At 65.2% G+C, this 12,840-nt stretch carries 13 protein-coding genes; 5 read left to right on the forward strand and 8 right to left on the reverse strand.

Features of this window, described 5'->3' with window-relative positions:
- Nucleotides 1-20 precede the first annotated feature (20 nt).
- The 6 genes from JN279_RS30915 to JN279_RS30940 form a co-directional block, all read right to left on the reverse strand.
- Nucleotides 21-854 carry a transporter substrate-binding domain-containing protein gene (locus tag JN279_RS30915; protein WP_202351061.1) on the reverse strand — a complete coding sequence of 278 codons (834 nt, stop codon included), beginning with the start codon at nucleotides 852-854 and terminating at the stop codon, nucleotides 21-23.
- Between the two features lie 239 nt (nucleotides 855-1,093).
- The gene (locus tag JN279_RS30920; protein WP_202351062.1) at nucleotides 1,094-1,921 is read right to left on the reverse strand and encodes an alpha/beta fold hydrolase; all 828 of its coding nucleotides are present in this window, start codon (nucleotides 1,919-1,921) and stop codon (nucleotides 1,094-1,096) included.
- Between the two features lie 2 nt (nucleotides 1,922-1,923).
- A complete protein-coding gene (locus tag JN279_RS30925) occupies nucleotides 1,924-3,000 on the reverse strand; it encodes an LLM class flavin-dependent oxidoreductase (RefSeq protein WP_202351063.1) in 1,077 nt (358 codons plus the stop codon).
- A 29-nt stretch (nucleotides 3,001-3,029) separates the two neighbouring features.
- Nucleotides 3,030-4,541, reverse strand: coding sequence for an aldehyde dehydrogenase (locus JN279_RS30930; RefSeq protein WP_202351064.1), 1,512 nt, complete (start codon nucleotides 4,539-4,541; stop codon nucleotides 3,030-3,032).
- Nucleotides 4,542-4,560: 19 nt separating this feature from the next.
- Entirely contained in the window at nucleotides 4,561-5,538 is a 978-nt protein-coding gene (locus JN279_RS30935; RefSeq protein ID WP_202351065.1) for a flavin reductase family protein, read from the reverse strand.
- Between the two features lie 177 nt (nucleotides 5,539-5,715).
- Nucleotides 5,716-7,515, reverse strand: coding sequence for a helix-turn-helix domain-containing protein (locus tag JN279_RS30940; RefSeq protein ID WP_202351066.1), 1,800 nt, complete (start codon nucleotides 7,513-7,515; stop codon nucleotides 5,716-5,718).
- Between the two features lie 162 nt (nucleotides 7,516-7,677).
- On the opposite strand from JN279_RS30940, the gene JN279_RS30945 reads away from it, so the two are divergent.
- Together JN279_RS30945 and JN279_RS30950 are read left to right on the forward strand one after the other, a co-directional pair.
- Entirely contained in the window at nucleotides 7,678-8,268 is a 591-nt protein-coding gene (locus JN279_RS30945; protein ID WP_202351067.1) for an amino acid synthesis family protein, read from the forward strand.
- A 74-nt stretch (nucleotides 8,269-8,342) separates the two neighbouring features.
- Nucleotides 8,343-8,843, forward strand: coding sequence for a peptide deformylase (locus JN279_RS30950; protein ID WP_202351068.1), 501 nt, complete (start codon nucleotides 8,343-8,345; stop codon nucleotides 8,841-8,843).
- A 57-nt stretch (nucleotides 8,844-8,900) separates the two neighbouring features.
- Here the strand turns inward: JN279_RS30950 and JN279_RS30955 are convergent, their stop codons facing one another.
- Together JN279_RS30955 and JN279_RS30960 are read right to left on the reverse strand one after the other, a co-directional pair.
- Nucleotides 8,901-10,118 carry an NAD(P)/FAD-dependent oxidoreductase gene (locus JN279_RS30955; protein WP_202351069.1) on the reverse strand — a complete coding sequence of 406 codons (1,218 nt, stop codon included), beginning with the start codon at nucleotides 10,116-10,118 and terminating at the stop codon, nucleotides 8,901-8,903.
- 14 nt (nucleotides 10,119-10,132) lie between these two features.
- Complete coding sequence (locus JN279_RS30960) at nucleotides 10,133-10,897, reverse strand: HpcH/HpaI aldolase family protein (protein WP_202351070.1); 765 nt, start codon at nucleotides 10,895-10,897, stop codon at nucleotides 10,133-10,135.
- Between the two features lie 118 nt (nucleotides 10,898-11,015).
- On the opposite strand from JN279_RS30960, the gene JN279_RS38960 reads away from it, so the two are divergent.
- From JN279_RS38960 to JN279_RS30975, 3 genes are read left to right on the forward strand one after another with little or no spacing between them, the layout of a single operon-like run.
- Nucleotides 11,016-11,192, forward strand: coding sequence for an NAD(P)-binding domain-containing protein (locus tag JN279_RS38960; protein WP_446720374.1), 177 nt, complete (start codon nucleotides 11,016-11,018; stop codon nucleotides 11,190-11,192).
- Nucleotides 11,193-11,218: 26 nt separating this feature from the next.
- The gene (locus JN279_RS30970) at nucleotides 11,219-12,031 is read left to right on the forward strand and encodes a shikimate dehydrogenase family protein (RefSeq protein WP_202351071.1); all 813 of its coding nucleotides are present in this window, start codon (nucleotides 11,219-11,221) and stop codon (nucleotides 12,029-12,031) included.
- Nucleotides 12,024-12,830, forward strand: a complete 807-nt coding sequence (locus JN279_RS30975; protein ID WP_202351072.1) for an SDR family NAD(P)-dependent oxidoreductase — start codon at nucleotides 12,024-12,026, stop codon at nucleotides 12,828-12,830. Before JN279_RS30970 ends, JN279_RS30975 begins: the two co-directional genes overlap by 8 nt.
- Nucleotides 12,831-12,840: the final 10 nt, after the last annotated feature.

Below are 12,840 nucleotides of genomic sequence, written 5' to 3' on the forward strand. Positions count from 1 at the left end.
CAGGCCGCCTTTGAAGGGAGCTAGTTCGTCTTCGAATAATCCTGGCCGTACCACTTTTCCGATAGCTTGCTCAGCGTGCCGTCCGCCTTCATCGCCTTCACGGCGTCGGCGATCTTGGCGGACAGTTCCGGATCGCCGCGCTCGATGGCGATTGCCAGCGGTTCGTAGAAGACCGGATCGCCCACCTGCTTGATCGGGTAGCCTGCCTTCTCAGCATCGAGGATCGACGGCAGCGAAGAGACCACCGCGTCGAGACGCACGCCGTCGCCGAGGCGAAGGTCGTCAAAGGCGGTCGTCGAATTCTCGTAGGAGTGGACCTCCTTCGGGTTGAGCTTGTACTCGAAGGGCGGCGCGCCGGCGGCGTCGAGCGTCAGATCCTTCTTGGCATAGGCCTCGAAAGTGGAGGTGCTGGTGGCGCCGACCACTTTGCCGTCGAGATCGGCCAGCGTCTTGGCCTTGCTGTCCTTGTGCACGGCAACGGCCGCCGGAGTGTAATAGTAGACCGCCGGAAAATCGAAGATCTCGGCGCGCTTCTTGGTCGGGGTCATCGAGCCGGCATGCATGTCCCAGCGCCCTGCCCAGTTGCCGGCGGTGATGATGTCCCAGCCGGGCGTGATGAATTCGACCTTGACGCCGAGGTGCTCGCCGATCGCCTTGGCGACGTCGACATCGAAGCCGTCCAGCTCATTGCTGGCATTCACGAAGGACTGCGGCGCCCAGTTGGCATCGGTCGCCACCTTGAGCGTGCCCGCCGCCATCACGCGATCGAGCACCGCGCCGGCGTGAGCAGGATATGCGCCAAGCGCAAGCGCCAGTGCTGCCATCGTCAGCTGTCGTCTGTTCCAGATTGTCATGTGCGTATTCCCCTGTTGTTGTTCATTCACTCACGTTCATGGCCGTTCGGCCGGCCATGATCTCGCAATCCCTCGCCGACGAGGTCGGCATCCTCCGGACGGCTGGCGGATTTAGCGATGCCCGAGCCGGTCTGGTCTTCCGCTGCCGCGGAGGATGTTTGCAGCGGTCATTCCCTCGCTCACGGGGAAAGCTTTGGCCTGTTGCCGGCGAGATGCCCTCACCTGCTCCGCGAAGACTGCTACCCATGCGCGACGGCCCCTCTCGTGCGACCGACGCCCAGCAGGAAGTCGGCCATCGTGCCAGCGACGAGAGCCGGCGCCTCGATAAGGATCGAATGGCGAAGCCCAGGCAGGATGGCGAGCTCGGAGCCCTGCACCTGCTCGTGCATCAGCCGCGCCATGCGCGGGCTGGAACCCTGGTCGTCCTCACCGGTTACGATCAGTGTCGGGCAGGTGATGCGGTCGAGAATGCCGCCAAAATCGGTCTCGGCGAGAACGCGATAGGCCGCCGCGTAACAGTCACGATCGTTCTCGGCGTCCCGCCGGCGCAGCTCGGCGATGACCTCCGGGTTGCTGTCCTGAAAATCCTCCGTCAACCAACGCGACAGCGAGGCGGCGTGATGCGCCGAGGCATCGCTCGCCATCAGCGCCGCCAGCCGGCCGCGCACCGCGTGCCGCTCCTCAGGCGTGCGGCCGGCGACCGTCGACAGCAACACCAGTTTCTGCAGGCGTTCGGCATGCGTCAGCGCCAGGCGCTGTGCGATCAGGCCACCCAGCGAAAACCCGGCCAGATGAAAGGTGGCGAACCCGACATGGTCGGCCAGCGCCAATGTCTCGCCGACGAAATCGTCGATCTCGTAGCGGCCTTTGACCCGGCTGGAGCGGCCATGGCCACGCAGGTCGAAGGTGAGGACCGCGAAGCGATCCTTCAGCCGCCCGGCCACGCCATTCCAGGCTTCGAGGTAGGAGCCGACGCCATGGATGCAGACCAGCGGCACGCCGCCCTCGCCGTCCAGGCGCCAGTTGAGCAGCACGCCTTCGACATCGAGCTGGCCGGAGCGCGCCATGATCACGCCCTCGCCGCCTGACGCACCTTGTCGCGCTCGCGCGCGGCAAAGACCGGCATCACCTCGTCGACCCACAGCTTGATCGTCTTCTTCTGCAGCTCGAACGGCAGGTTGAACGTCAGGCCGAGGCAGTATTGGTCGACACCCGCCGCTTCATAGTCGAGCAGCTTCTCGATCACCTCGTCCGGCGTGCCGAACATCAGGTTGCGGCGGATGTTCTCGGGATTGTAATTGTCCTTGCCCTTGACGCTCTCGTAGGGGACGGCTTCGGGGAAGCCGTTTTGCACGGTGCCGATGTTCTGGAACAGGTTCTCGAAGGCGCGGCCGTAGTCGATGGCATGCCCGACGGCGATCTCCCAGTCCTGCGCCCGTTCGTAGACGCAGGTGCGCCGCTGCATCATCAGCCGCGGGCGCGGCACCTCCGGATGATCGGCAACGGCCTTGCGGAATTTCTCGCCGAGCACGGCGATTTCCGCCGCCGGCGCCGACAAGGGCGTCGACAGGATCGAGGCGCCGATGCCGACGGCCCAGTCGAATGTGCCCGGGTCTCGCGCCGCCACCCAGATCGGCGGATGCGGCTTCTGCAGGGGCTTTGGCACGCCGGCGGCGAGCGGGAACTTCCAGTAGTGACCGTCATGGGCATAATCCTGCGCCCACAGTTTCTTCACCGCCGGCACGAGTTCCTTCAGATAGGCCACGCCTTCCTGCTGCGGCATGCCGCCGGCCATGCGGTCGAATTCATACTGATAGGAGCCGCGCGCGATGCCGAACTCCAGCCGCCCGCCCGTCAGGTGATCGCAGAGCGCGGCCTCCCCCGCCAGCCTGATCGGGCTCCAATAGGGCGCGACCAGCGTCGAGGTGCCAAGCCGGATCTGCTCGGTATGCTGGGCAAGCCAGGTCAGCGTCATCAGTGGGTTGGGCGAGATCGTGCATTCGATCGTATGATGCTCCGCCGTCCACAGCGTCTCGAAGCCGCCCTCGTCGGCCAGGCGCGCCAGCTCGAGCAGATTGCTCTTCACCTTCGACATCGGCATGTCGGGCGAGAAGCGTTCCATGGTCAGCGAAACGGCGAATTTCATGTCGGTCTCCCCAGTGTGTCGGGTTCTGGTCAGCGAAGGCGGATAACGAACGGGTCCTGCATGGCGCCCGAGTAGTCGATGACGACGTTCTTCAGGCGCGAGAACTCCTCCATGGCGTCGAAGCCGCCGCGCCGCCCGTAACCGCTCTCCTTGAAGCCGCCATTGGCGGACATGAAGGAGGACGCGCGGTAGGTGTTGATCCAGACCGTGCCGGCCTCGACATTCCTGGCGAAACGCAGCGCGCGGTTGATGTCCCGTGTCCAGATGCCGGAGGCGAGGCCATAGCGTGTGTCGTTGGCGAGCCGGATCATTTCGTCTTCCGACGAGAACGGCATGACGCCGACGACGGGACCGAACAATTCCTCCTGCATGAACTCCATGCCGTTGTCGGCATCGGTCATCACGGTCGGCTCGAAATACCAGCCGCCGGCAAGCTCGGCCGCCTGAGGCCGCCGGCCGCCGACCGCGATCCGGGCGCCCTGACGCACGCCGGAAGCGACATAGCCTTCCACCTTTGCAAGCTGCGCCGACAGCGCCAGCGGGCCTATGTCGGTGTCCTCCAGCATAGGCAGCCCGACCCGCACCCGCCTCGTGCGCTCGACCAGCGCCTCGACGAAACGGTCATGGACGCTGGCCTCGACGAAACAGCGCGAACCGGCGACGCAGCTCTGGCCCGCGGCCGCGAAGACACCGGAGACCACGCCATTCACGGCATGCTCGATATCGACATCACCGAAGATGACGTGAGGGGATTTGCCACCAAGTTCCATCGAGCAGGGAATGAGATTCTGCGCCGCATTGGCGGCAATCCGCCGACCGGTCACCGTCGAGCCGGTGAAGACGAGTTTTGCAATGCCAGGATGGCGCGTCAGCGCGTCGCCGGCCACAGCACCCGTGCCGGTCACGACATTGACGACGCCGGCCGGGAAACCGGCCTCCATGATCAGTTCGGCCAGAGCCAGCGTGGACGCACTGGCATGCTCGGACGGCTTGACGACCACCGTGTTGCCGAGCGCCAGGCATGGCGCCAGCGTGCCGGTAAGCAGCATCAGCGGCGAGTTCCACGGTGTGATCATGCCGACGACGCCGATCGGCTCGCGCAGGTTGAAGTTGAGCATGTCGAGCTTGTTGACAGGAATCGTGTCGCCGAGCAGCTTGTCGGCCATGCCGGCGAAATAGGTGTAGCTGTCGGGCATGGCGCGCATCTGCGCCCGCATTTCCTTCAGCAACTTGCCATTGTCGCGCGTCTCGATCAGCGCCAGTTCGTCGGCGTGCTCCAGCACCAGCTCCGCCAGCCGGCGAACAAGCTTGCCCCGGTCGGTCTGGGTCATACGTCGCCAGGCTGGATTGGCGAAAGCGGAACGCGCGGCCTCGACGGCCGCGCCGACATCCTCGGCGCCGGCCTCGGCGAACTGATACCAGGGCTTGCCGGTGGTCGGGTCGAAACTCTCGATGTACTGCCCGCTCCTGGGCGCCACGAACGCGCCGTTGATGAACAGGTTCTGGCGCGAGCCTTCGAGCGATGCGACGGTCGTTTTCATGCTGTCTGTCCTGCGTGGATCATTCGGACGCGGCCTGCGTCCACGATTGCGACTGGCCGTCGATCATGGCCACGCGGCCGCCGTCACCGGTGTCGATGTAGATGCCGAAGCGCTTGTCCTGGCGCTCGCGCGCATAGCGGCGCAGCATGGCGCGCAATTCATGCGTGGCGATCCGCTCATAGGGCAGCGCATCGACGGCAAAGAAGGCGTGGCCGTCCGGAAGTGCTGCTTCAGTGCTCTCACGGCTCAGTTCGGCGCGGTAGATCAGATAACCGGGGTCGCTGTCGGCGACGTCGAACACCGAATAGAGGAAGGTGTTTTCCGGGACGAGGCTCAGCGCCTCGCCACCATCCAGCACAAGTTGGCTGTCGGCCTTGCGGCGCCGCGCGGTCGGCAGCACCCAGCCTCCCTTGCCATCGCTGCGCAAGAGGATGCGGTTCCCCGCTTCGACCAGATAGCCGATGATCATGTCCTGCGAGGCCAGCCAGCCGGCGGGCAGCGGATCCTTGACGCTGGCGTATCGGCCGCGGCAAAATCCGAGCGGCGCCGATGGGCTGGTGCCGAAAGCCTGGACCTGGCCGATCAGGATGATGTGGTCGCCGGCTTCGATGCGGTTGTGAACGGTGCAGTCGAACCATGTCAGGCTGTCGGTGAGGATCGGCGCGCCGGTGTGGGCGCGATCATGGTTGACCGACTGGAACTTGTCCGCCGCCTTCGACGCGAACACAGACGAGACGTCAACCTGGCCTTCATGCAGGAAATTGACCGCGAAGGACCGCGTTTCGTTGAAGGCGGGAAAGCTCGCCGCCGCCTTGCCGACGCAGACCAGCAGCAATGGCGGATCAAGCGAGACCGAGGTGAAGGAGTTGGCGGTCATGCCGCGCGGATTGCCGTCGCAGTCGCGCGTGGTGATGACGGTGACGCCGGTGACGAAAGTGCCGAAGGCACGACGCAAGGCGATCGGGTCGATCGTCCTTTGTGCCACCGCGTCCGCCATTGCTTTCCTCCATAGTGTCGGATGAAAGCTAGGCAGGAGCCGGCCGGCGTTCTTCCTCCGGTCTGTAGGAAAGATGTCATGGAGCGCTGCTGCCATCCCGAGCAAGCACGGCCACGGCGAGCCCGTGCCCGGCAGCGAATGCTTGGCAGCGGCAGCGGTGTCGGGATGGAGTGGCTTCTAGCGGGCTGCCGGCACGCGGCTGTCGATGATGCCGCTGAGACGGATCGCAAGTTCGACCGCGAAGCGCTGTTCGGGCGTGTCGAGCTTGATCCCGAACAGTTCCTCCATGCGCGACAGGCGATAGCGCAAGGTGGTGACGTGCAGGCCGATGGCGTCGGCGCAGGCCTGGCTGCGGCAGCCCTCCCGCAAATAGGCAAACAGCGTGTCGAGATAGGGCGTGCCGTGGTCGCGGTCATGCGCGATCAGGGCGCCGACACTGTCCTCGACGAAGCCGCGCACGTCAGGGGCGTCGGCGGCAGCGACCAATATCGGCAGCGGACCGAAATCCTGGCCGGCAAAAACACCGGTGCGCCCGAAGGAACGGCCGATCCGAATCATGCGGCGGCACCGCTCCCAGGCGATGGGATAGTCGGCCAGCGCGGCACAGGCTTCGGACAGCACCACCACCGGCTCGCCTTCGAAATAGCGGCCAAGCTCGGCCGCGATCCGGTGCGGCAATTTCGCGAGGCGCGCGCCGTCCTGCCCGGCATCGGCCGGAACCAGGCAGACAAGGCCGTCTTCCACCGCGATCGCGGTGCCGGCAATGCCGGCCTGCTGAAGCAGACGCACCAGCGCATGATGCGGATCGGCAAGGCCGATGGCACCGTCCTTCACCTGCTCGGCGAGATCGACGACGATCATCTTGTGGGCCGCCGTCAAGTCGAGCCCCAGACGGCGTGCGCGATTGACGATGTCGGCCTCGTCGCGCCAACGGCGCTCGACCACTTCCAGAAACAGTTCGGTCAGCGAACGCGTCTCGAAGCGGAAGCGCACGAAGCTGCGCATCATCTGCACGCTGAGCGCGAATTTGGTGCTGTCGAGCAGCATCTGGTCGAGCTGGCCCGATGCCTGCGGCGTGGGGAAAATCATCAGCGCGCCAACCACTTCGGCATCGATGGTAAGCGGCTCGATGCGCACCGAAAGCTTGAGCTGGCGCTTGCCGTCATCGACGAACAGCGTCTCGGTGTGGCGTCCGTCGGACGCGCCGCGCGCTATCTTGAAGATCTGCCGGCTGAGTGTTCCGCTCACCGCCTGCTGCCACGAGGCGGCGTCGAAATGCGCCTCGCTTGGGGAACGGCCGGCCACGACCAGATTGGCATGGAAATCGATCACCACCACCGGATTGGGCAGGAGATCGCTGACCTTCTCGGCGAGCGAGACCACCGACCCGTCCGACAAGGCCTGCTGCAGAAGCGAGGTGTGCGCCGAAAGCGCGCGCTGCAGGCGTTCGCCGGCCTGCTTCTCCTGGCGCAGCCGATGCTGCTTCTCGACCGCGATCTCGCCCAGATGCACGATCATGCCGATGAAGGCGATATCCTGCGCCGTCACTTCGGTGATTTCGCGCGAGACGACGGTCAGCACCATCGGCCGGCCCTCCTCGTCGACGCAGTTCATCGGCATGACCAGCACGCTGCGGTAGTCGCGCTCGAAGGCCTCGCGGCGATAGCCCGGAAACTCCTCCGACACCCGCGCGTCCCTGATATAGACCGGCTCATTGCGGTTGAGCGCAACGATCGAAGGACTGGTGGCCAGTTCCCAGCGGTCCGGCAGCGTACGGTGAATGAGCGTCGGGTCGTGGCGCACGATGACATAGGCGTGGCCGTGCGGGGCGTCGATGCCCATGATCGAGCCCAACGTCCATTGGGCATGACGGCAGGCGGCCAGCACGAGATCGCGCAGCACGGACTGGAGATCGCCGCCCGAATTGATGAGGCTGGCGGCGTCCCGCAAGGAGAGAATTTGCGACTCGTGGTCCACGGTGATTTTCCGCCACTCGCGAAGGGCGAATTTAAGCCGTCGCGGATATACGAACGCTACACCGCTTCCAAGCGGGGCGCACGCCGATTCTTCCTACGAACCGGAGGAATACCCGCCGATTGGCACTGACTAGGCTGGGTATGACCAACAGGGGCCTGAACCATGGAATTGCGAAAAATCTGCACCTTTATCGAGGAAGTGCATCTCGAAGGCGGCAAGGCAGCCGCCAGGCCGGTGACATCGATCGTCCTCGCCGCCATAGTGCGCAATCCATGGGCCGGGCGCGGCTTCGTTGAGAACCTGCGGCCGGAGATTACCGCCATAGCTCCACGGTTGGGACATGAACTCACGCGCCGGCTGCTCGAAATGATGCCGGCCGAGCGCATCGAAAGCTACGGCAAGGCCGCAGCCGTCGGCACATCAGGCGAGATCGAGCACGCTTCGGCGCTGATCCACACGCTGCGCTTCGGCAACGTGTTCCGCGATGCCGTCGGCGGCACGACCTATCTCGAATTCTGCAACACACGCAACGCGCCGGGCGCGCTGCTGTCGCTGCCGATGATGCACAAGAGCGAGAACGGCCGCCGCTCGCATTTCATCACCGCCAACTTCCAGATCGCCGACGGTCCGGCCGCGGACGAGATTGTCGTCGCCATCGGCGCGGCGGATGGCGGCCGCATCCATCCCCGCATCGCCGACCGCTTCCAGGACATGGCCGAGATGGAGCAAGAGCGGCTCGCCGTTCAAGCCTGACATAATGCCCAGCCGGCTTGGCCTCTCGATCGCCTGGCGTTAGCCTCTGCGATTGCCGAGCGCGGGAGTGACATGTGACGATACGGCCAATCGTGAGATTTCCCGACCTTCGTCTACGCTCCGTCGCCGAGCCCATATCGGTCTTTGACGAAGACCTGCACCGGCTTGCCGGCGATCTCGCCGACACGATGCGCGCCGCTCCAGGCATCGGAATCACCGCGCCTCACATCGGCATCCTGAAGCGGCTGGTCGTCCTCGAACTGTCGCCCTCGGCGGGCCTGCGCAGCTACGTCAACCCGACCATTCTTTGGGCATCCACCGACATGATCCGGCACATCGAAGGCAGCGTATCCATGCCAGGGGTCACGGACGAGATTGAAAGGCATGCGCGTGTCCGTATCGGCTACCAGACCCTTCATGGCGACGAAGCTGTCGAGGAGGCCGAGGGCTTGCTCGCTGTCTGTCACCAGCACGAGATTGACCAGCTCAACGGGCAGTTCTGGATCGAGCGGCTCTCCCGCCTGAAGCGGGAGCGGCTTGTTAAACGATACCAGAAACAGCAGCGGGGCTTCTAGTCGACGGCGCCCACGCATCCGCCGTCGCCGGGCCGGGCAAAGTCCAGCGCCCTCGCCTCAGATCACCGCTTCTTCCAAGAACGGTTCGTTGCGCGCAATGCGCTCGTAACAGAACGGCGACAAATCGAGCGTCTGGAAAGCGCCGTGAACGATGAGTTCCGAGACCGCGCGGCCCACGGCCGGCGACTGTTGCAGCCCGTGCCCGGAGAAGCCGTTGGCGAACATGAAGTTGGTCACCTCCGGATGGAAACCGACGATGCCGTTGTGGTCGAGCATGTTGTATTCGTAGTGGCCGGTCCAACTGGTCTGGACCTTCAGCGCATCGAAGGCCGGAATGCGGTGCCAGAGTGCCGGCCAGATGTAATCGTCGAACTCCTCAAAGTGCATTTCGAAGTCGTCATAGTCGGCCGGGCCGTCGCCCTGCGGCGTGTTGCCGGTGAGGAAAAGCTCGCCTTCCGGACGCACGAAGGTGCCGGAGAGGTCGATGACGTTGGGCATGCGGCCGGGGATCGGAGTGGCGCTGGCGAAGACGAAGCTGTAGCGCTTGTAGGGCGCGACCGGGATGGACAGGCCAGCCATGGCGGCGACCTGTTGCGCACGTGGGCCGGCGGCATTGACCAGGGTTCCGCAGGAGATCGTCTCGCCGGTCGCAAGGCGGGCCGAGACGACGCGCCCGTCGGCAAGGTCCAGTCCGGTCACGGCATTGTCAATATATTCGACGCCGCTGGCGCGCGCCGCGCGGCGGAAGCCGTTGAGCAGCCCCATGGAATCGAACCAGCCCTCTTCGCGCGAGCCCCAGGAGCCGCCGCCGAGATCCTCTACATTGAGCCAGGGGAAACGCTCCTTCAGCGGGCCTGGCTCGAGGAAGACGGTGTGGGCGCCGAGGCTGCGCTGCAGGTCGACGCGCTCGCGCGCCGCTTCGACGCCTTCGGGTGAGCAACAGTAGAGATAGCCATATTCCTTGAAGCCGAGATCGGGCGCCGGTTCATCCTTGTAGAACGGCGCCATCCGCTCCGGAAAATTGCGGATGATGTCGATGCCGAACTGGCTGATCTTCACATTGATCGGATTGGAATATTGCTGGCGGATGGCGCTGGTGGAGAGCGCGGTGGAAGAGAAAGTGTAGCTCGAGTCGCGCTCGACCACGAGGATCGAGGCGCCATTGCCCAGCGCCTGGCTCAGCCAATAGGCCGTCGACGAACCGACAACAGCGCCGCCGACGATGACGATGTCATAGGCAGTGCGCGACGGCGCCTTGTAGGGAGGAATTGCCACGGTCTGTCTCCGGTCTACTGGTTGAATGAAGCGATCAGGGCGTCCGAGCCCCGGGCCAACAGGCCAAGGTCCGAGCCAACGGCAACCATGGTGAAGCCGCCGGCGAGATAGCGGTCGGCATCGGCCTTTGCCGGCGCCAGGATGCCGCTGGCCTTGCCTGCAGCGGCGGCGGCCTTGCGCACCGAGGCAATCGCCTCCTGCACATGCGCGGCGCCCGGATTGCCCATCGCGCCCATATTGGTCGAGAGGTCACCGGGGCCGACGAAGAGCACGTCGACGCCGTCGACGGCGGCGATCTCGGCGGCATTGGCCACGCCCGTCTCGCATTCGATCTGCACGGCGAGAAGCTGCTGCTCGCGCGCCTTGGCGTGATAGCCGGCGATGCGGCCGAAGGCGTTTGCACGGTGACCGACCGAGAAGCCGCGAAACCCGCCGGGCGCATAGGTCATCGCTGCAACAATGGCGCGGGCCTGCTCGGCCGTGCGCACATTTGGGATCATCAGGCTGCGCGCGCCGATATCGAGCGCCTGCTTGATCAGATTGGGGTCGTCGGACGGCAGCCTGACAACCGCCTCGCTGTCGAAGCCGCCCATGACCTGGAGCTGCGCCATGATGCTGCGCAGATCGTTGGGGCTATGCTCACCATCGATCAGCACCCAGCCGGCGCCGGAGCCCGCGACGATCTCCGTGGTGAGGGCCGAAGCCAGCGAGCACCAGATGCCGATGTGAGCCCGGCCGGCCGCCACGGCGGCCTTCAAAGTGTTGCGGCGCTCCTGCATCTGCGATCGGTCTCCCGTGAAAGAAGGTGCATTGAAATTTGTATGATGTCCTATATCATATGGCTGACTTTGGCCGCAAGGCCGGTTTCACCAGCGATGCCTGCTTGGGAGTTTGGACATGAAGATCGGCTTCATCGGGCTTGGCGTCATGGGAGCGCCGATGGCGCGCCATCTCGCCGGTGCCGGGCATGAGATCGTCACGGTGCTGAACCGCACCCTGCGCGGCGCGACCGGGCGGCGCGGAGGCCGACCACTCGTCCCTCGTCAAGGCGCTCGAGATGCTGAGCGATCATGAACTGTCAAACGGAAAGGAATAAATCGATGCGCGGAACCGGCAAGGCCGATGTCTTCGTCATGCTGGCCCATCCCGTGGGCCATGCCAAGAGCCCCGGCATGTTCAACGAGATCTTCGAGCAGAAGGGTCTCGACAGCCTTATGGTGCCGCTGAGCTGCCGTCCCGAGGATTTCGACACCTTCTGGGCCGGCCTTACGGCGGCCGAGAACATTCGCGGCGTCATCATCTCCGTGCCGTACAAAGTCGCGGTCTATCACAAGTGTTCCGCCGCGCATGACCGCGCGGCGCGGGTCGAGAGCGCCAATTCCGTGCGGCGCCTGCCCGATGGAAGCTGGTACGCTGACAATTTCGACGGCGTCGGCTTCATCGACGGGCTGAAGGCGGGCGGGCACCAGATCGCCGGCCGCCGCATTCTCCAGGTCGGCGCCGGCGGCGCCGGCGCTTCGCTGACCTACTGCCTGGCCGAGGAAGGCGCGGCGGAAATCCGGCTGACCGACCTCGACAGGGGACGCGCCGAGAAGCTCGCCGCGCTGGTCGGCAAATCTTTTCCAAAATGCCGTATCGAGGTCGGCCAGCCCGATCCGTCCGGCATGGACATGGCGATCAACGCCACGCCCTCCGGGCTGAGGGCCAGCGATCCGCTGCCCATGGATGTGAAGAAGCTGACGCCGGACATGACGGTCGTCGACATCATCATGGAACCGGCCGAGACGGCTCTGCTGAAGGCAGCGAAAGCGATCGGCTGCCGCGTCCAGCCCGGACGCCCGATGATGGACTTCCAGGTTGAAGCCATGGCCGAATTCTTCGACATCGAGCGCAGGGATCGCAGCCATGGCTGAGACATTGACGGCCGTCGTCATCGGCGGCACCTCCGGCATAGGCCGCGCGATTGCCTTGCGCTTTGCCGAGGACGGCTACCAGGTGGTCGTCGCCGGCCGGGACGTGGTACGGGGCAAGGAGGCGGCCAGCGCCTGCGAGGTGGCGGGCGCGCCGCGTGCTGTGTTTGTCCAGACCGATGTCGCCGAGGCCGCCTCGGTGGCGGAACTGGCCGAAGCTGTCAGCGATACGTTCGGCACGCCTGAAATCGTCGTCAACTGCGCCGGCATCCTGCAGGGCGGGAAGCATGTGCTCGACCAGGACCTGGACGAGGACGAGAAGATGTGGCGGGTGAACTATCGCGGCACGCTGCTGGGCTGCCAGGTGTTCGGCCGGCTGATGTCGGCGGCAGGGCGCGGCGCCATCCTGAATGTCGGCTCGCTCGCCTCCTTCGCACCGCTGTCGCTGCCGGCCTACACGCCCGGAAAGCACGCTGTCCTGGCGCTCACCCAAATCCTCGCAGCCGAGCTTGGCCCGCACGGCGTGCGCGTCAATGCGGTGGCGCCCGGCTACACGCTGTCCGACGGGTTGAAGGCCAGGATCGCCAAGGGCGAGCGCAACCCCGAGGCGATCCAGGCGACCACGGCCTTGCGCCGCTTCGTCGAGCCGCGTGACGTTGCCGAGGCGGCCCTGTTCCTCTGCTCGGACCGCGCGGCGTCGATCACCGGCGTTACCTTACCTGTCGACGCCGGCTGGCTCGTTCAGGCCCCTTATGCGCAGTACCTGCAAGGCAATCCCATCCGGCAAACGTCGGCAATGTGACGAGGGAAAA

The sequence above is a fragment of the Mesorhizobium sp. 113-1-2 genome, from assembly GCF_016756475.1.
Classification (GTDB): Bacteria; Pseudomonadota; Alphaproteobacteria; order Rhizobiales; family Rhizobiaceae; genus Mesorhizobium; species Mesorhizobium loti_C.